Source organism: Rhizobium sp. SU303 (genome assembly GCF_021052345.1).
GTDB classification, from domain to species: domain Bacteria; phylum Pseudomonadota; class Alphaproteobacteria; order Rhizobiales; family Rhizobiaceae; genus Rhizobium; species Rhizobium laguerreae.
Map to the genome: position 1 here is coordinate 1,617,987 of NZ_CP088095.1, position 19,032 is coordinate 1,637,018.

20 protein-coding genes are annotated in these 19,032 nt (G+C 59.6%); 7 read left to right on the top strand and 13 right to left on the bottom strand.

Going from position 1 to position 19,032, the window contains the following annotated elements:
• Window positions 1–66 precede the first annotated feature (66 nt).
• Window positions 67–156, top strand: a complete 90-nt coding sequence (locus RlegSU303_RS34520; RefSeq protein ID WP_445944751.1) for a hypothetical protein — start codon at window positions 67–69, stop codon at window positions 154–156.
• A gap of 141 nt (window positions 157–297) precedes the next feature.
• Here RlegSU303_RS34520 and RlegSU303_RS08050 read toward each other — a convergent pair whose 3' ends face one another.
• From RlegSU303_RS08050 to RlegSU303_RS08065, 4 genes are all read right to left on the bottom strand, one after another.
• Complete coding sequence (locus RlegSU303_RS08050; protein ID WP_168278198.1) at window positions 298–672, bottom strand: response regulator; 375 nt, start codon at window positions 670–672, stop codon at window positions 298–300.
• On the bottom strand, window positions 669–3,326 hold the full coding sequence (locus RlegSU303_RS08055; protein ID WP_231283632.1) for a PAS domain-containing sensor histidine kinase: 2,658 nt from the start codon (window positions 3,324–3,326) through the stop codon (window positions 669–671). Before RlegSU303_RS08055 ends, RlegSU303_RS08050 begins: the two co-directional genes overlap by 4 nt.
• Window positions 3,327–3,453: 127 nt before the next feature.
• The gene (locus RlegSU303_RS08060) at window positions 3,454–3,819 is read right to left on the bottom strand and encodes a response regulator (RefSeq protein WP_168341904.1); all 366 of its coding nucleotides are present in this window, start codon (window positions 3,817–3,819) and stop codon (window positions 3,454–3,456) included.
• A gap of 382 nt (window positions 3,820–4,201) precedes the next feature.
• Window positions 4,202–4,870, bottom strand: a complete 669-nt coding sequence (locus RlegSU303_RS08065; RefSeq protein WP_168271671.1) for a VOC family protein — start codon at window positions 4,868–4,870, stop codon at window positions 4,202–4,204.
• Window positions 4,871–5,121: 251 nt separating this feature from the next.
• Between RlegSU303_RS08065 and RlegSU303_RS08070 the strand changes: the two genes are divergently transcribed.
• On the top strand, window positions 5,122–5,949 hold the full coding sequence (locus RlegSU303_RS08070; protein WP_168271670.1) for an SDR family NAD(P)-dependent oxidoreductase: 828 nt from the start codon (window positions 5,122–5,124) through the stop codon (window positions 5,947–5,949).
• 235 nt (window positions 5,950–6,184) lie between these two features.
• Complete coding sequence (locus RlegSU303_RS08075) at window positions 6,185–6,430, top strand: tautomerase family protein (RefSeq protein WP_231283633.1); 246 nt, start codon at window positions 6,185–6,187, stop codon at window positions 6,428–6,430.
• A gap of 84 nt (window positions 6,431–6,514) precedes the next feature.
• On the opposite strand, the gene RlegSU303_RS08080 is transcribed toward RlegSU303_RS08075, so the two are convergent.
• From RlegSU303_RS08080 to RlegSU303_RS08105, 6 genes are all read right to left on the bottom strand, one after another.
• Window positions 6,515–8,044 (bottom strand): aldehyde dehydrogenase (NADP(+)), encoded by a 1,530-nt coding sequence (locus RlegSU303_RS08080; protein WP_231283634.1) that lies wholly within the window; start codon window positions 8,042–8,044, stop codon window positions 6,515–6,517.
• 215 nt (window positions 8,045–8,259) lie between these two features.
• Entirely contained in the window at window positions 8,260–8,895 is a 636-nt protein-coding gene (locus RlegSU303_RS08085; protein WP_168271668.1) for an isochorismatase family cysteine hydrolase, read from the bottom strand.
• A 17-nt stretch (window positions 8,896–8,912) separates the two neighbouring features.
• On the bottom strand, window positions 8,913–9,464 hold the full coding sequence (locus tag RlegSU303_RS08090; RefSeq protein WP_074068764.1) for a hypothetical protein: 552 nt from the start codon (window positions 9,462–9,464) through the stop codon (window positions 8,913–8,915).
• 138 nt (window positions 9,465–9,602) lie between these two features.
• Window positions 9,603–10,592: an enoyl-CoA hydratase/isomerase family protein gene (locus RlegSU303_RS08095; protein ID WP_131720423.1), complete on the bottom strand. Its 990-nt coding sequence runs from the start codon at window positions 10,590–10,592 to the stop codon at window positions 9,603–9,605.
• Window positions 10,593–10,626: 34 nt separating this feature from the next.
• The gene (locus tag RlegSU303_RS08100; RefSeq protein WP_168278209.1) at window positions 10,627–11,097 is read right to left on the bottom strand and encodes a RidA family protein; all 471 of its coding nucleotides are present in this window, start codon (window positions 11,095–11,097) and stop codon (window positions 10,627–10,629) included.
• Window positions 11,091–11,816 (bottom strand): SDR family NAD(P)-dependent oxidoreductase, encoded by a 726-nt coding sequence (locus RlegSU303_RS08105; RefSeq protein ID WP_168278211.1) that lies wholly within the window; start codon window positions 11,814–11,816, stop codon window positions 11,091–11,093. The genes RlegSU303_RS08100 and RlegSU303_RS08105 overlap by 7 nt, the downstream gene beginning before the upstream one ends.
• 271 nt (window positions 11,817–12,087) lie before the next feature.
• Between RlegSU303_RS08105 and RlegSU303_RS08110 the strand changes: the two genes are divergently transcribed.
• Window positions 12,088–13,197 (top strand): NAD(P)H-dependent flavin oxidoreductase, encoded by a 1,110-nt coding sequence (locus tag RlegSU303_RS08110; RefSeq protein ID WP_168271730.1) that lies wholly within the window; start codon window positions 12,088–12,090, stop codon window positions 13,195–13,197.
• A 38-nt stretch (window positions 13,198–13,235) separates the two neighbouring features.
• Entirely contained in the window at window positions 13,236–13,499 is a 264-nt protein-coding gene (locus tag RlegSU303_RS08115; RefSeq protein WP_445944752.1) for a YbfB/YjiJ family MFS transporter, read from the top strand.
• Between the two features lie 31 nt (window positions 13,500–13,530).
• On the opposite strand, the gene RlegSU303_RS08120 is transcribed toward RlegSU303_RS08115, so the two are convergent.
• Complete coding sequence (locus RlegSU303_RS08120) at window positions 13,531–14,211, bottom strand: response regulator transcription factor (RefSeq protein ID WP_131720427.1); 681 nt, start codon at window positions 14,209–14,211, stop codon at window positions 13,531–13,533.
• A gap of 350 nt (window positions 14,212–14,561) precedes the next feature.
• Between RlegSU303_RS08120 and RlegSU303_RS08125 the strand changes: the two genes are divergently transcribed.
• Window positions 14,562–15,032: a YybH family protein gene (locus RlegSU303_RS08125; RefSeq protein WP_074068747.1), complete on the top strand. Its 471-nt coding sequence runs from the start codon at window positions 14,562–14,564 to the stop codon at window positions 15,030–15,032.
• Between the two features lie 201 nt (window positions 15,033–15,233).
• Here the strand turns inward: RlegSU303_RS08125 and RlegSU303_RS08130 are convergent, their stop codons facing one another.
• Entirely contained in the window at window positions 15,234–16,268 is a 1,035-nt protein-coding gene (locus RlegSU303_RS08130; protein WP_231283635.1) for an LLM class flavin-dependent oxidoreductase, read from the bottom strand.
• A gap of 299 nt (window positions 16,269–16,567) precedes the next feature.
• Complete coding sequence (locus RlegSU303_RS08135; RefSeq protein WP_231283636.1) at window positions 16,568–17,617, bottom strand: alpha/beta fold hydrolase; 1,050 nt, start codon at window positions 17,615–17,617, stop codon at window positions 16,568–16,570.
• Between the two features lie 618 nt (window positions 17,618–18,235).
• Here RlegSU303_RS08135 and RlegSU303_RS08140 point away from each other — a divergent pair.
• On the top strand, window positions 18,236–18,934 hold the full coding sequence (locus tag RlegSU303_RS08140; RefSeq protein ID WP_168278217.1) for a type 1 glutamine amidotransferase domain-containing protein: 699 nt from the start codon (window positions 18,236–18,238) through the stop codon (window positions 18,932–18,934).
• Window positions 18,935–19,032 lie beyond the last annotated feature (98 nt).

Consider the following 19,032-nt stretch of genomic DNA (forward strand, 5'->3'; position numbering starts at 1 on the left):
GTCTGAGCAACAGGGCAAAAAGAGCTTCGGGAACGCGGCTGGACGGCGACAATTCATCCAAATGACATCGAGTGGGTCCGCGATAGTTGGCACGATGCGGTCGCCAGGGGTGGTTCCGCGGATTTCGAGATGCGCCTTCGTCGGAACTCGACATAACCGTCTGCCTTAATGTTCCAAACCAGGATTGGCAGCGTGTTCAAAAAATGTCCGGCATTATGGAGCAAACGCCCGGCACTTGCGCCATAATGCCGGAATTGTGTGACACTACTCTCCATGACCGAGATTGCGAGGGGACCGTCAGGTCACGAGGGAAGCGAGGCGGAGCGCATTCTGCAGCTCGTCATCACTGAACGGTTTGAACAGGCACCCCACCGCTCCGTCGCTTATCAGGCGCGCGCGCACCATCTCGTCAGCGAATGCGGTCACAAAAATGATCGGAAAGCGTAGATTTCTACGTCTAAGCTCGCGCTGCAATTCGGGACCGGTCATGCCCGGCATTGCCACGTCCAGGATGATGCCGTCACTGGTCTCCAGTGCCTGCGATCCGAGGAAGGCCTCCGCGGATGGAAATGCTTCCACCGACAGACCGAACGATCGGAGCAGGTCTGGGAGAGCTTCTCGTACAGACTCGTCGTCATCGATCACCGATACGAACTTTGATCGCTTTCTCATCGAACTGTCCCGGAGGGCGAGTGGGGCCTGTCTCGAACTTCAACGTCGCAAGGTTCTCCGGCAACGTCATATGTCGGAATGGCAAACGCAACTGTTGCGCCATGGCTATTGTTCGCTTTCGCCCACAGCCGTCCATTGTGGTTTTCGACTATGGATCGACTGACAGATAGTCCGATGCCCATGCCATCGGGTTTGGTGGTATAGAAAGCGTCGAAGATCCGTCCCATCTCCTGCGAGGCGAATCCGACTCCGTCGTCACTCACTGAAACCTGGACCTCACCTGTCGGATCTGCTTGGGTATTGATTATGATTTGCTTCGGCCTGTCGTTGATCCCAGCCAGAGCCTCGATGGCGTTTCGGAGCAGGTTCATGATCACCTGCTGGAGCTGGACACGGGCACCTGCGACGGGTGGCAGGTTATGGCCGAATTCTGTCGCGACTGACACGCGCGCCCGCTGGAGGTCGCTCAATGCCAAGGCGACCACTTCGCTTGCGATCTCGTTCATGTCGATCGGCTCGATGATCGGAGGTTTTCTGCTGAACAGCGCCCGCAGCCTGACGATCACGTCCGCGGCCCGGTTGGCATCGCGGATCATACGGCGAGCCGTGTCTTTCGCGACCTCCATGTTGGGCGGTTCCGTAGCCAGGACGCGAAGACACGTGTTCGCATTGGTGACGATCCCGGCAAGAGGCTGATTGACCTCGTGGGCGATCGACGCCGTCAGCACGCCAAGGCTTGTAACGCGCGTGACATAGGCGAGCTCGGACCGAACCTGGTTGAGTGTCTCTTCTGCCCGCCGGCTTTCAGTTACGTCCTGCACTGCGCCAGTCAGTTCCTGCTCGCCGTCCTTGTTTCGCTCGCTGTGAGCCAGGACGCGAACGTGCTTCATCGACTTGTCGGGCATAACCAGCGTGATGTCGTAGTCGAAGTCACCACTTCCTTCGCGCGCGCGTTCGAGGACGCGCTGCACCCTTGCAAAGCTGTCGTGATCTAGGCGCGACAGAATCGTGCGCAGCGTCACTCCCGTGGAAGGATCGATACCGAAGATGCGATAAGTTTCCGCCGACCAGGTGACCTCGTCGGTGCCATACTTGAGCGAGAAGCTTCCTGTTTTGCTGAGCCGCTGGGCGTCGGCCAGAAAAGCTTCGCTTCTGCGGAGATTTTCCTCGGTACGTTTTCGATCGTCTATATCCGTCAGCAGCCCATACCAACGCACGATCTGACCGTCCGTGTTTCGCAATGGCAACCCGCGAAGCTGAAACCAGCGCCATGTTCCATCATGCCGGAGGAAGCGGGTCTCGTAGTCATAGGGTTCTCCGGTCGCGATGGCTCCCATGAAACTGTCGATGCAGATCTGGAGATCGTCGGGATGGGTGATCCCATTCGTCGCCCAGTTGTCGAGCTCCTCGATAGGGCGCTGGAAATAGTCGATTATCTGCTGGTTGCCGCCAATCAGTTTGGCGTCCGGAGAAAAGATCGCAATCATTCCCGCTATGCCGTCGATGACCAATCGCGATTCGCGTTCACGTTCCGCCAGCGCTTCTTCTGCCTGCTTCCGATCGTCGATGTCCATGTGAAGGGCGTACCACCGGATGATCTTGCCATCCTCCGACTTCAAGGGATGTCCGGTGACCTGGAACCAGCGATATGTTCCGTCGGCGCGCCGCAGACGCACCTCTCTATCATACGGAGATCCGGATGCGACGGCATCCGACACGGCTGCGATCATTCGGGGCATGTCGTCCGGATGCACAACATCCGTGTTGCCCCAATCGCGCAGCTCCTCGAGCTTGCGTCCGTAGTACCTCAACAGCGGTCCGTTGATCGCCTCGACCTTTCCATCTGGAGCCAGGACGGCGATCCCGGCCGGGATGCTCTCCAATACCAGTTGCGCTTCGCGCTCGCGCATGGCAAGCGCCAATTCAGCCTTTTTGCGGTCATCGATGTCGACGAGAAGATGAAACCAACGTAGAATATTTCCGTCCCGGTCCTTGAAGGGCAAGCCAAGCACATTGTGCCAGCGATAGACGCCGTCCGAACGGAGATGACGGCTTTCGACATTGTAGAAGGTCGCGGTCCTGTGGGCCTCGAGCTGATCGGCGATGGTATGCTGCAGGTCTTCGGGATGGACGACCTCGATCGCCTTCCAGTTCTTCAGTTCCTCCAGCGTCATGCCGAAGTATTCGAGAGCAGGATTGTTCAATGCTTCAACGTCTCCAGTCGGTGTGGTGACCGCGACTGGAACAGGAATGCTATCCACGATGCGCTGAAAGTCCGTTTCGTGCTCGGTACGACTATCCGTGCTTGCAAGCTCACGTTCGTTGGCAAGACCATACCATTTCTGGACCTTGCTGTCTTTGAGCATGGGGTTGCACCGGACCCTCAGAAGGCGGCGCTCGCCGTCAGCCCGCAGGGTTGGGATATCCATCTCGAATGGCTCGTCCCGAGATAGCATCGATCGAAACCTATCGACGATCATCGACGCCTCCGCAGGTTCCCCGTGCACCGGCCATTCCCACGCGTTTGTCTCGGCCATCGGGACGCCGGAAAAATGGGCCAGGTCCCTATTCACAAAATCGATGCGTCCGTCCGGGAGAGCGCTGAACACCATCCCAGGCAGCGCGTCGAGAACCCGACCGAGTTCCGTCTGCATGCATGTCCTTTCAAGGGCTGACCTACCCTTTTCGTGCACTGTATGGTTTCCGCCACCTCTCGTACATTGTCCTATGGTGTCGGATGGGGCCAGACTATGCTGAGATTGCACGCGAGCTCACAGTCTCCTAGGCGAAAACCCGATCCAGCGTTTCCTGCAGGGCGACATCGCTAAACGGCTTGAACAGGCAGGCAACCGCGCAGTTCTGCATGAGGGGAATTCGATCGTTCTCGTCCTTGTGGGCTGTGATGAAGACGACTGGAATTCGGTCACCGCGACGGATCAACTCTTCCTCAAGTTCGGGACCGGACATGCCAGGCATAGCGACGTCGCGTATCAGGCAGTTCGTTCTTGATACCCATTCGGAATCCAAGAACTTGTCGGCAGAGGAGAATGCACGGACGTCGTATCCGAATATCCGGGTCAGGTCGGGAAGAGACTCTCTGACCGACTCATCATCAACGACAGACACCAGCGCGCGCTCGGTCGTCATTGTCGATGCGCCTTCGTCGCGCTGTGGCTGTCTTGCGTTCTCTGGGCCCTTAACGAAAAGCCAAATATTGCGCCGCCTGCGGCGGCGATCTGGGCTGAAGCATGCCGCGGCAGCGCAGGATTGTCTGCATGGATATTGTCCGGGTTCTGCGTCGTCACAATATCCCTTCATAAGCTGGAACATCTAATTTGATTGTCGTAGCCGGTAGCCGTCCGACCGTCGCTCCATGCTTTTGCGAGGACGATGTCGTCAACGCATTATGCATCACCCTGGCGGTATCCAACTATTGTGCAATGGTGTCGGTTTCAGCGGAAAATGAGCGAGCCCGCGATGCCGCTCGTCCCGGCTTGGCCTCATTCAGCGCCGCCACGCACAATTGTAATCAAATCGGGAGAGGACCGCCCAACTGCTCGCTCACCATATATTCGGCGTACCAGTCCGGCCATTCATCGTCGTGTTTCCCACCCATGCGTTTCTCATGTTCGCCATGGGCTTCGGCGGCACGACGAAGCGCGTTTGCAAGATCGGCGGCGGAGCTGAAGGCTGCACCCGTGGCTTCGATGCGGCCAGGAAGTCTCGCGGTCACTTCCTGTAAAAGCCATCCGTTTCCGTCAGGATCGCTGAAGGAGGCAAACGAGCCATAGCTGGCGCGAGAGGGGTGGGGGCCGGCAACGCGCCCATCGGTGCCTTTGTGATGGAACACGCCACCCGCGTCATGGAAGACCCCGCTCATTTCGGCGCCGCGAGCGGCGAGTGCCGCATGGGCCATCTCGATGTCCGAGACGATGAGATGGAGTCCTTGCGCTGATCCCGGGACGGCCGCAGTGACGTTCCTGCCGAAGATGACCGAGCAGGACGATCCTGGAGGCGTTACCTGGACGACCCTGAAGCCGTCTGCGCCAGAAACATCGGCGTCAAGTCTCCAGCCAAGGCCTGTGTAGAATGACTTCGCGCGATCAACGTCGGATACCGGTATCACAACGACCTCAAGCTTCATGTCGATGTCGTTCACGGCGGTGGCAGACTGAGTGCTGCGCTCCTGGACGGTCATTCACCTTCTCCCTCTGTGTGTCCCTGCGGACTGCTAGCAGACGGCGCTACGATGATCTCGCGCACCGGTCGCGTCCATTGTCCGATGGTGTCGGTTCCAATCTGCGATCGCTCACGAAAACCCCTTCCAAGGTATCGCCGATACCTTCGTCCAATGGATTCCGGGCGGAATCCGAACGATCCCTAAGGACGACAAACGCCAACAGTCGGGATGGGCAGCACGCCCGCGGACGCTCAGCACGGAGACGCTAGATGACGCAATCGTCCAAAGGAACAGCTCTGATTACAGGTGCATCTTCAGGTATCGGTGCGATCTATGCCGATAGGCTCGCCAGACGAGGCTATGATCTCGTGCTCGTGGCGCGCAGTCAGGATGGACTTACGAACGTGGCCGCAGAGGTTACTCGCGGGACGGGGCGCCGCGTGACGACGCTGAGAGCCGATCTCGGCGCCAGGGAGGACCTACTCAAGACAGAGGGGTTTCTTCGCAGCGACCCATCGATCAACATGCTCGTCAACAACGCAGGCGTTGGCGCGGTACAGCCACTCCTTGTGTCTGACGTTGAGGACATGGAGCGCATGATCAGGATCAACGTCACGGCGTTGACCCGCCTGGTCTACGCCGCCGCTCCTTCGTTCGTGGCGCGGGAGCAAGGTACTATCATCAACGTCGCCTCGGCGCTTGCTCTCGCCCCCGAAATTCTCAACGGCGTCTACGGCGCCACGAAAGCATTCGTTCTCGCGTTGACGTTCTCGCTGCACAAGGAACTCGCCGAAAAGAACGTTCGCGTTCAAGCAGTCCTTCCAGGGGCCGTGGAGACGCCCTTCTGGGAATCCGCCGGGGGGTCACTCGAGCACCTGCCAGACAGTATCGTCATGAAGGCCGACGACGCGGTGGACGCCGCTCTCGCGGGCCTGGATATGGGTGAGCTGGTGACGCTTCCATCCGTTCCGGACGCCGATGACTGGAACGCATATGAGGCGGCGAGGCAGAAGTTGATACCGAACTTGTCGCGGAACATTCCGGCGCCCCGATATTGCCCCGCAGCGATTCCCCAGGATGCCACGTTCCATGCCTGAGTTTAAGTTGCCGATCGCCCTCAAAGCGTGGATTTCAAAAGGACGGCAAGCAGTCGTCCTCGCCACGATGACAGGGGTGCTGGCATCATGCTCAAATGTGTCACGGACGAAGTCTGCTTTCGCGCCTTCCGAAGGTGGCGGAGGTCGTAACATGGGTGACCTCAGCTCTCGGAATTCCGGTGCGAGCTGCACGCCATCGGGATGCGGATCGGCGTCATGACGAAGCACCGCACCGATGAAGGAGATGACCAATGCCACTGGTAAGGATCCACGTCTTCAAAGGCGCAGCGTCGACGAACTTCAGACGCTGCTCGACGTCGCCAACGATGTCGTTGTCGAAGCGTTCGGCGTTCCGCGCCGAGATCGGTATCAGATATTGGAGGAGCACGAGAGATCGCATCTTCAAGTCCTTGATACCGGCCTTGGGATGGATAGGTCCAAAAGATTCGTTCTTGTCGAAAGCCTAAAACACCGCTCCTAAGCCGCTTCCCGCGTACCCGTCTGATTGAGGGGCCGACGCGGCGGTTCACGCCTGCCCGGCATCTTCGTCATCGCCCGAGTGCGCTTATGACCGTCTAAGTGACTCCGGAAGCAGCTCCGCCGGAAAGTCCTGGTAGGAAACGGGCCGCAGGAATCGATAAATCGCCAGTGTCCCGACTGAGGTCGATCTACCGTCTGACGTGGCCGGATACGGTCCCCCATGGACCATCGCCGGGGATACCTCGACCCCGGTTCCGAAGCCGTTGACGAGAAGTCGGCCCGCGAGAAGCTCCAACTGCGGGATGATCGTCGAGGCGGCCGCGATGTCCTCGGCATCCAAGTGCAGGGCGATCGTCAACTGACCCTCCAAGGATTCGATGACTTCACGTAGCTCCGTTTCGTCCTTACAGCGAACAATCAGTCCCGAGGCGCCGAAGATTTCTTCCTGCAGCGCGGGATCTCCGAGGAATACTGCGGCAGTCGTTTCGAAGAGCGCGGCCGCGGCCTGATAGGAAGTTCCGTTCTTCCCCGCAGCGACCCGCCAGACCGACGATGACGACGACAGCCTTGCCACACCCTTGCGGTAGGCCTCGCAGATGCCGCCCGTCAGCATGGTCTGGGCCTGCGCTTCCGAAATTGCTGCACCGGCACTTTCGATGAACGCATCGAGTCCAGGACCATCGACGGCGATGATCAGGCCTGGATTGGTGCAGAACTGGCCCGCGCCCAGGGTTAGGGCGGATGCGAACGATGTTCCGATCTTGGATCCGCGATTACGAAGCGCGCTCGGATAAAGAATGACGGGATTGATGCTGCTCATCTCGGCGTAGACAGGTATTGGTTGCTTCCGCTCCGAGGCGATCTTCATCAACGCGGTACCGCCGCGGCGCGAACCGGTGAATCCGACGGCACCGATCCGGGGATCGGCGACGAGGGTCTGTCCCACCTCGAATCCTGCATCGAACAAAAGGGCAAACGTCCCAGGTGGAAGACCGCATGCCGTGACGGCATCCACGACTGCTTTGCCAACGAGCGCGGACGTTCCGGGGTGGGCAGAGTGAGCTTTGACGACAACAGGGCAGCCGGCGGCAAGGGCAGAGGCTGTGTCGCCGCCAGCGACAGAGAATGCGAGAGGAAAGTTCGATGCTCCGAATACGGCGACCGGACCGAGAGCAATGTTTCTCAGTCGAAGGTCCGGTTTAGCAACAGGCTTGCGGTCAGCGTCGGCCGGATCGAAGCGAAGCTCCTGAAACTTGCCGTCGCGGACCTCTTTCGCGAACAGGCGCAACTGTCCGGCAGTTCTGGCGCGTTCACCTTCGATCCGTGTGCGCGGCAGGCCAGTTTCGTCCATCGCTCGCAGGATAAGGTCGTCGCCGAGTGAGATGATGCCTTCAGCGATGGTTTCCAGGAAGCGCGCCCGATCTTCGAGCGTCGTCTCCTTGTAGACCGGGAACGCGTCCCACGCCAAAGCCGTGGCCATCTCCACCTGCGCCTTCGTCGCGCCCGCGAAAGTCGGGTCCATTGCACCGCCGTTGGCAGGGTTTATCGCGGAAAAGGTCGCAGCCGCGCCACGCACGTTTGAGCCGCCGATGAGAAGGTCTCCGGAGAATGTCATGTGGATCCTTTCGAATTGGGAGCCATGACCGCCTCTCTGTACCATATTGGAGGATCGAAATAGATCGGCGGCAGTCGGCTGTCGAACTCACATAGGTGCCGGCGAAGGGCATGCCAACCCTGGAGGGTTAAAAAGTATTACTTTTCGATTTTGATGGGAGATTCGGCGTGCGTCCGCGAACGCTCGCCAGATGCTGATGCCGCCGAGATGCAAGCTTACGCCGCTTGTGTAAGGCCGATCGCTTCGATGGCTTCCGTGGTGTCGACGATAGCGCTGGCATAGTTGGGGAGGTTGACCTCCAGAGCGGCATGCATCATCTCCTGCGAGTAATCGGCCACCGCGTCCTTGACGACGGTCACGTCGTATCCGAGTTCGGCGGCGTAGCGCACGGTCGCCTCGATGCAGGTGTGGGCAACGAGCCCGATCACGATAAGCCTCTGGATTCCATGCCGCTTCAGCTCGAGATCGAGATCGGTGTTGGCGAAGCCGCTGGAGCACCAGTGTTCGGAGGCGACGACGTCACCCGGCTGTGGTACGAACTCGGCGCGGAATTCTCCGCCCCAGGTGCCGAACTCGAAGCTCTTGCGATGCCATGCCGCGCGCTGGATAGGAGCGATAAACTTCCAATTTTCGTAATCGCCGGCGCGATACCGATGATGCATAGCATAGAAGACGCGAAGCTTCGCCTCGCGCGCCGCGTTCAGCATTTGGAGCATGTGCGGTACGCAGTTGCTCGCCTCGGCCACTTCCTTGATCCTTGGCCAGATCTTGCCGCCTTCGGAAATGAAGTCGTTGTACGGATCGACCACCAGCAGACCTGTATTATTCCGGTCGAAAGACAGTTGGGTCATAGGGATTCCTCCGTTGATCAGGCCGCTTTCGTGGAGGCGGCGTTCTTCAGCGCCGCCCGCTCGATGCTTGCGGCAAACAGGGGAGTCTCGCCCTTGTTGTGTGCGATCGACATCGGTTGCCGCTGCGTCCGGAAGATCTCGAAGGGGATGCCCTGGCGGTCGAGGAAGGCCATCATCTCGTCCGTTGCATAGGACCTGACGCGGTTGGTGAATTCACATCGACCCGCGTCGAGTTTCTTGACGCTGAGTTCCCAGGTGACATGGATCGTCACGCGGCCATTTGGCGTGAACACGTCGGAATCGGAATCAAGGACGAGATGATCCTTCTCGCCGAGGGTTTCGAGGTAATGTTGGACCATCAGGCTTCCGCCGATCGTCTCGACATTGATCGACATGCGCGTGCCGTCGGGCGCCGTCGTGAAGCCCGCAGCGATGTGCGCCGGAGAGCAGCCCTGGTATTCCTTCTCCGGCAGGGTAAAGCACCACTTCGGAATATCCACCTGTTCGATCGGTGCGTTGATGATTGCCGAAAAGCTGGAATCGACGATCTGGTTTTCGATGCTGTGCATGTGACTTCTCCATCGCTGGTTGGGTTGTCGGTGCGGAAGATCTCCGCGGCTGGGAACCGCGCGATTTCTCTGAGGGGACGACTGGCAGGATGTGCGCCCGCGCGACCTGCCGTTCCAACGCGCGGGCGCGGCTTTGGCCTAGTTGTCGGCCAAAGTCTGAGTGTAGTGCCCGAGGCGCTCTTCGACGTCCGGGTTCGTCTGAAGTCCCATTTCCATCAGGCGGCCGATGTTCTTCTGCGCCACTGGGCGCTGGACGGACTGGATGAACGCGTCCCAGCCCGCTCCGATTTCCGGATCGCTCGGGAGGCTGGCGAAATCGACGAGGCGTTTCGTATCAGCGATCGCCTGACGGTCGAAACCAGAAATCCGGGCGGCGAGCGCATCGACGAACGGGTCCAGCTTGTCGTCGTCGAATGAACGGTTGACGTAGCCGTATTCCTCGGCAAGCTCGCCGTTGATGTCATCGGAGCCGAGAAGGACTTCGAGCGCGCGGCCGCGGCCTATCAGACGCGGGAGGCGCGCCATCGGACCGCCACCCGGAACGAAGCCGGCTCCGACCTCCCATTGAGAAAGAATTGCATTCTCCTTGCTGGCAAACCGCATGTCGCTGGCGAGCGCCAGTTCGCTGCCGACGCCCGTGGCTCGCCCGCGAATGAGGGCGATGGAGACAACGGGCGCCTTGCTGATGCGAACGAGCATGTCCGGCAGGGGGTGGAGGCCGGTCCTTCCATAGGGAAGGCTCGTGGATTCGGAGAGCGGCGGCGTAAAGTTATAGTGGGTGAGGAAGAAGCCCGGCACCGCGCTGTCAAAGACGACGACCCTCAGGCTCGGGTCCGCTTCGATCTCCGCGACGACCGCCTCCATCTGCGGAATGGTCTCCGGGCCGAATATGTTGAAGGGCGGATTGTCGAAGGTGACGCGCCAATATGCGGGTGTGCGCTTCTCGATCCGGATTTGGGGCTTCTCGCTCGCAGGCTGTGACTTGGAGTCGGTGGGACGATCTGTCGTCTCCGCGACCATCGTCTGCCCGGAAAGCGCGAGTGCCGGAAGCATGAGCACTGCCGCAGCCGTCAGGAACTTCGATGACGAGATAATTGCGCTCGTCGAGATGGGTGATCTGAGTTTCATGAATAACTCCATTCAGGTCGTTGGAATGATGTCGCTAGGATTCGATCTCGAGCACGAGTTCGATTTCGACCGGCATTCCCAACGGTATGCTGGAGACGCCAAGGACGATTCGGGGCGGAACCAATGACGTGCCAAACACGTCGCGCAGAAGCTCGGATGCCCCGTCGGCCACCTTCGGGTGTTCCTGGAAATCGCCGGGCGACGCGATGTAGACGCCGAGCTTGGCGATACGGCTGATCTTGTTCAGAGATCCGAGGTGTGCCTTCGCCGCGGCGAGCCCGCTGAGGCAGGCAGCACGGGCGGCGTTGTAGCCTTCAGGGACCGAAAGACCTTCGCCGACGCGCCCGTAGTAGACCGCTTCGTGTCCGATCACTGGGAGCATTCCGCTCAGGAAGAGAAGCGTGCCGACCTGGACCGCCTCGACATAAGCGCCGAAAGGTGTCGGCGGGGGAGGGAGCTCGATCTCAAGATCCCGCAATCGTGCGTCAGCGCCAGGGACTACCATTTTCCCAAATGTGCGCCGTTGTCGACGTGCAGCACCTCCCCGGTGATGTTGGTGGATTCCGTCAGATAGACGACGCCGTTGACGATCTCCGGGACGGCGGTGATCGTGCCCATTGGCGAGAGAGACTTCAGAAAGTCCTTCGGATCCTTTTCATGCATCGGCGTGTCGACGATGCCGGGAGCGACGGCATTCACCCGGATGTTGTCCTTGGCGAATTCCATCGCGAGGCTCTTCGTGACCGCATTCAGGCCGCCCTTGGTGATCATGGCGAACGACGCGGTCACGCCGGCGATCGGGTGGTCTGTCAGCGAGGTCGTTATCGTGACGACACTTCCGCCCGATCCCTGGCGGAGCATCTGCCGGATCGCGTGCTTGGTGAAGTGGATGAATCCTTCGACATTCGTCGCGGTAAGCTGCCGAAGGTCGTCGATCGTGTAGTCGAGGAACGGCTTGGTGAAGAAAATGCCCGCGTTGTTCACCAGCGCGTCGATCGATCCGAAGCGTTCGATCGCGCGTTGCGCTACGCGTCCGGCGGTCACTGGATCGCCCACGTCGCCATCGACCAGTTCCAGGTGTTCCGGAGCGTCCGGCAGCATTGCTTCCGTGACACGGCGCGATGTGCCGACGACATTGTAGCCTCGTTCGAGGAACGATCTGACCAGTCCTGCCCCAATCCCCTGGGACGCGCCCGTGATCAAGATTGTCTTCCGCGTGCTCATTAGCACCTCCATTGTTGGACCACGCACGATCCTCCGACCGCCGACGCGCGGCAGGTTCGCCAGGATCTTCAAAGTCATGTCTCTACTGTTGCGGATAGGAACGATCGTCGCCGCCGCCGTGACAACACCATCTCGCGGTTCATTGCTTCTAGCTATTGTACGAAGGTGTCCCGATACCTTTGGATCGGGTGCCAGATCATCAAGTGCAATAGACCCGCCACGTGCAAGGATCTAACCAGTGGTCGAGCCACACAATGGGATGGTGTGCGATATGACGAGCTGGCCAGACCGACGCATACTCGATCTTTTCGGTATTGAGCTTCCGATCATCCAGGCGCCTATGGCTGGAGCAACGACCATCGAGATGGTGGTCGCCGCAGGGCAGGCTGGAGGACTAGGCTCGCTGCCGAGTGCGCAATTGACCGTCGATCAACTGAAGACTGCGATCAGCAGCATTCGCGCCTCGATCAAGGCGCCGCTGAACGTGAATTTCTTCGCGCATCAAACGCCTTCCGTGGACGCGGTCGCTGAGATCCGATGGCGGGCGTTGCTGGCGCCCTACTATGTCGAATTTGATCTCGACCCTGCCGCTCCCGTTTCCGGTGCGGGTCGTGCGCCGTTCGATGAACGCTTCTGTGAGGTTGTCGAAGAGCATAGGCCGGAGGTGGTGAGCTTCCATTTCGGATTGCCTGCCAGGCCGCTCTTGGACCGCGTGAAGGCGGCCGGCGCGAAGGTCGTGTCCTCCGCTACGACTGCGGCCGAAGCCGCGTGGCTGGAGGCGAACGGGGCCGACGCCATCATCGCGATGGGTTCTGAGGCCGGAGGGCACCGTGGCAACTTCCTCACACAGGACATGTCCACCCAGGTCGGAACGATGGCGCTCGTTCCGCAAGTTGTCGATGCCGTAGCGGTTCCTGTGATTGCTGCGGGTGGTATCGCCGACGGCCGGGGCGTTGCTGCGGCCTTAATGCTCGGCGCTTCCGCCGTCCAGGTCGGCACGGCCTACCTTTTCTGCCCGGAGGCGAAGATCCCGGCGGTACACGCGCAAGCGCTCGCCGAGGCAGGTGATGACAGTACCGCAATCACGAACGTCTTCACCGGCCGTCCCGCCAGAGGTATCGTCAACCGCCTCATGCGGGAACTCGGTCCAATTTCAGAGGCCGTGCCAGCGTTCCCAACTGCCGGAGCCGCACTGTCTGCCGTGCGCGCGCAGGCGGAAAAGGCGTCACGGGGTGACTTCACAAACCTATGGGCGGGCCAGTCGGCGAGACTTGCACCCAGGATGGGAGCCTTCGATCTGACCCGGAACCTCTACGAAGCAGCGTTAATGGTGCTCGGGCGCCGAGCCTGCTCGCGTTCTGGCACGACGCTCTGGGACTGAGCGTCAGCAGCGCTCCGGTTGGCCTGCCGTTCACCGCGATCAGTTTCTTTGCCATGAACGAAGTGAGGCGAATCCGCGCGAGAAATCATGCCCGATACATGGGACTTCTAACGGCTGTCTTCGCTGTCGGACAGATCACGGGACCTCCGGTGGTGGGGATCATTCTGGCGCGGACGGCTAGCAGCGACGCGGGAGTCGGTCTTTCCCTCGGCCTCGCCAGCATCGCCCTGGTCGTCGGGGCGGCCATATTCGTCGCGATGATAATGCTCTATCCATCCGAAAGACGTCGAGCGCGAGGGTAGTGCACGTCGCCGCGCTAGACTGCCGGACGCTTCAGTCCGCCTCGACACTTTCTCCGAGGCTGAGCTTTGCAGCCATGTTCACCAGTTCCGGAAGGGTGCGGGCGTCCATTTTACGCATGACTTGGCCGCGATGCGCCTTCACGGTGATCTCGCTTATATCGAGCTCGAATGCGACCTGCTTGTTCAAGAGACCCTTGACCACGCGTATCATCACTTCGCGTTCCCTCTTTGTCAGCGTGTCGTACGAGCGCTGCAGCCGTCGAAGCTCCTCGTCGTTGCGTAGCATTTCTTCGCTCCGCGCGAGTGCCGATCGGATCGCCTCCAGAAGCGCCATCGTGTCGATGGGTTTGGTCAGAAAATCGAGCGCGCCCCCCTTGAGCGCCTTTACGGTCATCGGGACATCGCCGAAGCCGGAGACGAAAATGATCGGCATGCGATTGCCGCCCATGTTGATCACGGTCTGCAAATCGAGGCCGTTCAGGCCCGGCATGTTGACATCGAGTACGAGACAGCACGGAGCCGACGAGAGGGGGGTTGCAAGATAGGATTGGGCGGATTCAAAGAGCAGGGGCTGCCAGCCCGCTGATACTATGAGGAGCTCCAGGGATTCCCTGACTGATATGTCGTCGTCGATAACCACGACGGTTGGTCGCTTGATATCCCCACCATCGGGAAGCGCTGCATTCGTCATTGCCGAGATCATCCGATACATGTGCTTCGTCCCCAGAGAAGACAGCAGGCTCGTCGTCCAATCGAAGTATGTATATCACAACTCTCTCAACTTGCGGCGCGCGGCAGCGCAATGCGCTTGCTCCGACCGCCTGCTGAGGATGCGCCGTTCTCGCTAGAAGTCCATTGTACGATGGTATCGCCAGCGGCCTATCGGGATTTTGCCGCGGTGGGCTTGCGCCGACACCATCGTATAATGGATTACGCAACCATCGCTGCGCATGTTGCCTTCGTCGGCTTGGCTCTGGAGCGTGCTGCCACCTTCCTCCAGTCGACCGATCGACGCCGCTGGATTGGCGTAGCTCGCCACAGATTCCGCAAAGAGGTTTCGACATGAAGGAACGTTTTGAAGAGATCACGGGTGCAGAACAGAAGGCAGGGAACGGTGGCGCTCTGGATGCGCTGATCGAATTCTACAGGGCCTTCAATGCTGCCGATATGGTGGGGCTGGAGGCGATCTGGTTCCCTGGGGCGGCTCCCAGCATGGACAACCCTATCGGCGGAATTCGTCGCGGTTGGAACGAGATCGCTGAGGGTTATTCTAAGCTGTTCGGCGGCGCCGCAACGGTAAATGTTGCGTTCCATGACTTCACCAGCCAGGGCGGACGCGAGTGGCATCTGTTCGTCGGTCGGGAACGGGGTAAGTGTCAAACTGCCAGCGACAGTCTTGATGTCGCCTTCCGAACAACCCGCTGGTTCGTTCAGGTGGATGGCGGCTGGAGGCAACTCCATCATCATGGCTCTGTCGAAGATCCGGAGATGCTCGCAGCCTATCGAAACCTCATTTTCGGCAGCAGCAGTTGACCACAGCATCCACGTTGGCGCGTTGCCTTCGCAATAAGTGTTTCCACCGACGGTGGAAACACTTCGCTTCCTCAGGCCCACGGATCGGGAACATCCTGTGAGAAGGCGTCTGGTGACTTCTGGGGAAGGCTGTGGCTGATCCCCCGGCGATCAGGCGGTGTTGGTATCTTCCCTTGAGCCTCGTGTCATTCGATGACTCATTCAAGGACGTTGTCCGCGAACAAGAGGCGCTACATCAGTGCCGAGGAGTTCTATCGAGCGGCGCATCGCCTCGGTTTCCAGTGCTGCGGTGCTCATCTGGAAGGTGATGCGAGAGACTCCACGCAAGGTATTGTTCACATGCATAATCTTGGCCGCAACTGTCTCCGGACTGCCAACCAGGAACGCGCCACTTGGACCGCACATGTGCTCAAATTGCGCCTTCGTTGGCGGCGGCCATCCCCGTTCCCGTCCAGCGTCCGTGAACATCTGGAACCAGCCCGGAAAGAACGCTTCCCTGGCAGCCGTGTCCGTCTCTCCGACGAAGCCTAGGGCATGTACTCCGACCTTCTGGTTCTGCGCGGGATGGCCGGCGGCGAGCCACGCGCGACGGTAGAGTTCGACCAGAGGCAAGAAACGTTCGAAGCTTCCGCCGATGATGGCGACCATCAACGGCAATCCGAGTGTTCCGGCGCGGAGGAAGGATTCAGGCGTGCCGCCGACGCCCAGCCAGATTGGCAAGGTCGGCTGGTGCGGACGGGGAAAGACACCCTCGCCATTGATCGCAGGACGAAAGCGGCCCTCCCATTTGACATTGGGTTGCTCCCTGATCTTCAGCAAGAGGTCCAGCTTCTCGGCGAAGAGCGCGTCGTAGTCCCGCAGGTCGAATCCAAACAGAGGATAGGCCTCGACGGATGAGCCGCGACCGACCACGAGTTCAGCTCTTCCGCCGGATATCAGATCCAGTGTGGCGAACTCCTGGAAGAGCCGCACGGGATCGGCGGCACTGAGGACTGCCACGGCGCTTGTCAGTCTGATCGACTTTGCGCGCGCGGCCGCGGCCGCAAGGATGACGGCCGGGGCTGAATCGAGCGCGTTCTCTCGATGGTGTTCGCCCATTCCGAAAACATCTAGGCCGACTTGATCCGCGAGCTCAATCTCCGCCAGCACGCTCTCCATGCGGTCAATGGCTGACTGCAATCGCCCCGAGGCAGGGTCGGTCAAAAGCATTGCGAAACTATCGATACCGATTTCCAATCATCGATCCTTCCGGTTTGAGCTGGTGGTGTCGCCTACTAAAAATCCTTCCAGCTTAAGCACGCTCCTCGCCGTGCAATCGCGGAGAAGAGCTGTGCTATCTGGAAGTGCGTTCCACCATCACACGGCCGGCGGGTGTCCCACTAGGCACCATTTTCTGATCGATTTCATCGAAGGATTCGATACCTGGATTTTGACGGGTCACCATCGAACAGGCGTCGAGCCCAGACCGATGTGCGCGGAACTTGTCGGTTGATGCGTGCTCCCTCACAGGCTCGAGGCTGCGCCGATTTCGGTAACTACGCCCAGCCGTCCACATCGATCACGGCACTAGCGAACGATTCCGGGGCTTCTTGCGGCAGGTTGTGACCGATCCCGCCTGTGATCTGGCGGTGCTCATATTTCGACTTGAACTTGTCTGCGTAGGTTTTTGGATCTGGGTGGGGTGCCCCGTTCGCGTCACCTTCCATGGTAATCGTAGGCACGTGTATTTCGGGACCGGCCGCGAGCTTGTCTTCCAACTCGTCGAACCACTTCTCGCCCTCGGCCAGTCCGAGACGCCATCGATAGTTATGAACGACGATCGCGACATGGTCAGGATTCCCCAACGCGGCGGCACTTCGCGAGAACGTTTCATCATCGAACTTCCAATTTGGGGAGGCGAGCTGCCAGATGAGCTTGGCGAAGTCGTTCGTATATTTCTCATAGCCCTCGCGACCGCGATCTGTGGCGAAATAGAATTGATACCACCACTGAAGTTCGGCGGACGGCGGCAGTGGCATCCTGCCCGCGTTCTGACTTCCGATCAGATAGCCGCTGACCGAGACGAGGGCCCTGCAGCGTTCCGGCCAAAGGGCCGCGACTATGTCGGCAGTCCTCGCTCCCCAGTCGAATCCAGCGATCGTAGCCTCCCTGATCCCTAGGGCGTCCATGAGCTTGATCGTATCGACTGCAATTGCCGCCTGCTGCCCATTGCGCTTCGTCCGCCCGGATAGGAAGCGCGTGCCGCCGTAGCCCCGCAGGAACGGCACAATAACTCGGTGGCCTCGGTCGGCGAGCAGAGGTGCGACCCGCCCGAAGCTGTTGATGTCGTAGGGCCAGCCGTGCAGCAGCAACACTGGTGATCCGGTCGCCGGTCCCAGGTCGGCATAGGAGACAAGCAGGTCCCCTGCCTCGATACTCTTGTTTGCTTCGAGTATGGCTCCGGTAGCGGCCGTTGGTACGTCCACACGCGTGGTTGCCTGAGAGGCTTCAGCCATCTTTTCACCGAGGACACCCGCTGCGGTAATGGCGAGTGCAACGCCGCCAAAAGATCGGCGTGTAAGATTTGCGGGTTCGAAATTTGACATTGCGCCAGTCTCCGGTGGTGATTGCTTACCTTCTAGGCTGCGCTCACGATCCGGATTCCGAGCGTGTTGCGCTGACCTTCCGTATCGATATCCGTCGTCGATCCGTATCCGGGAACATTGAGACTGACCCGTGTAGCGCGCTACTGCACGATGGTATCGCCTATACAAACGTATCGCCTATACCAAGGTGCAACTGCCTTCCTGGTTGTCCCCCGACATAGTCTCCGTCGAAGCCGGCGGTTTCGGATCAGCCGCGGCCAGAAATCGGGAGCAGAAGATGATCTACCGAGACCAAGAACATCCTGGCTCAAGCTTTCCGCTTGTTATGATCGCAATTGCCATGGTGGCGATCGTCGGGGTTCTGATTGCCATCAGCGATCGGCCAGCGCCGACACGTGTCTGGGTACCATCTGCGTCCGTCGGTTCTGGAGCGAGTGTCGCTCTGTCGGACCTCAGTTGAGCTCTCGGGAGAATTAAAAATTTCTCTTGGAAGCTGGGAAGCTGCATTCAATACCTTGGTATCGCCGATACCAATGTTCAACTGCGCCATCGATCCATCGAGAGCATAGTCTGCGCCGCAGCCTCTTTCGGCTGATCAACCTGGAAGGAGATTCTCCGATGAAGATACTGATGGTTTTCACTTCTCATGACACGCTCGGCGACACGGGGCGCAAGACCGGCTTCTGGCTTGAGGAGGGCGCCGCTCCTTACTACGTGTTCCGTGACGCCGGCATCGATCTTACTCTTGCGTCACCCAAGGGAGGACAGCCGCCTGTCGATCCTAAGAGTGATCTGGCTGAGAACCAGACACCGGCGATGGCCCGCTTCAAGAAGGATCCCGATGCGCAGAAAGTTTTCGCCCACACAAAGCTGCTAAAGGACATGAGGTCGGAAGACTTCGACGCCGTATTTTATCCGGGCGGCCACGGCCCGATGTGGGATCTTGCAGAGGATCAGGATTCGATCAAGCTGATCGAGGCCTTCTACAATGCCGGAAAGCCTGTCGCGGCGGTATGTCATGCACCCGGAGTTCTGCATCGGGTGACCCACAAAGGCGCTCCTATTGTTCAGGGCAAGCGTGTAACGGGCTTCACCAATACAGAGGAGGAAGAAGTCCAACTCACTAAGGTCGTTCCCTTCCTCGTGGAGGATGAACTCACGCGGCTCGGCGGCCTTTACGAAAAGAGAGGAAACTGGGAGAGCTTCGCTATTACTGACGGTCGCCTAATCACGGGACAAAACCCAGCATCCTCGACCGCAGGGGCTCAGCGCTTAGTAAAGCTGCTGACGAGCGGCCACGCCTCAACCGCGGCCTGACTAATCAGGGGCGGCGTTCCAACCCCTGCTATCTTGACCTTCTCGAATGGGGCACTGGGTCCGTGCTCGGTGCCTTTGATATGAACCTGCCCCGTTCG